Genomic DNA, 1,225 nt, shown 5'->3' with positions numbered 1-1,225 from the left:
ATCACCGTCGAGGCCAAGGGCGAGGTCGCCGCGCTCGCCGGGGTGATCAACACCATGGTCGACACGCTCTCCGCGTTCGCCGACGAGGTGACGCGCGTGGCCCGCGAGGTCGGCACCGAGGGCATGCTCGGCGGCCAGGCCCGGGTGCCCAACGTGGCCGGCACCTGGAAGGACCTCACCGACAACGTCAACTCCATGGCGAACAACCTGACCGGTCAGGTGCGCAACATCGCCCTGGTCACCACCGCCGTCGCCAACGGCGACCTGTCGAAGAAGATCGACGTCGACGCGCGGGGCGAGATCCTGGAGCTGAAGACCACCATCAACACGATGGTGGACCAGCTGTCCTCGTTCGCCGCCGAGGTGACCCGGGTGGCGCGCGAGGTGGGCAGCGAGGGCCGCCTCGGCGGCCAGGCCGAGGTCGAGGGTGTCTCCGGGACGTGGAAGCGCCTCACGGAGAACGTCAACGAGCTCGCGGGGAATCTGACCCGTCAGGTGCGCGCCATCGCCGAGGTCGCCAGTGCGGTGGCCGAGGGCGATCTGACCCGGTCCATCAGGGTCGACGCCTCCGGTGAGGTCGCCGAGCTCAAGGACAACATCAACTCCATGGTGGAGTCGCTGCGCGAGACGACCCGGGCCAACCAGGAACAGGACTGGCTGAAGTCCAACCTGGCGCGCTTCTCCGGCCTGATGCAGGGGCACCGGGACCTTGCCGTGGTGGCGGAGCTCGTGATGGACGAGCTGACGCCCCTGGTGTCCGCACAGTACGGGGCCTTCTATCTGGCCGAGGAAACCGTTGAGGGGACCGAGCTCACCCTGGTCGGCTCCTACGGCCGTCCGGCCGACTTCGCGGAGCACGCTCGCTTCAAGCTGGGTGAGTCCCTGGTGGGACAGGCGGCGCGCAGCCGGCGGACGATCATCGCTGACGGGTTGCCCAGCGACTATGTCCGCATCTCCTCCGGGCTGGGGCAGTCCGCCCCCGGCAGCCTGGTCGTGCTGCCGATCGTCGTCGAGGACCAGGTCCTCGGCGTGATCGAGCTGGCGTCGCTCGCGCCCTTCACCCCGGCACACCGCGACTTCCTCGAACGGCTGATGGAAACGCTGGGCGTCAACGTCAACACCATCGTCGCCAACGCGCGCACCGACGAGCTGCTGGACGAGTCGCAGCGCCCTGGAACGGGTTTGCGATCGCTTGGGCCTGCCGGTGCGGTTGAGGGGGTACACC

Annotated in this window: 1 protein-coding gene; it reads left to right on the top strand. The window is 68.8% G+C overall.

Features of this window, described 5'->3' with window-relative positions; all coding sequences use genetic code 11:
• Window positions 1-1,225, top strand: a 1,225-nt coding sequence (locus ABZZ38_RS30435; protein WP_356745779.1) for a HAMP domain-containing protein, incomplete at both ends; no start/stop codon positions are given.

This window comes from Streptomyces sp. NPDC006368 (assembly GCF_040612535.1).
GTDB lineage: Bacteria > Actinomycetota > Actinomycetes > Streptomycetales > Streptomycetaceae > Streptomyces.
The sequence above is the reverse complement of the archived record's forward strand: the minus strand, read 5'-3'. Positions and strand labels throughout refer to the sequence as shown.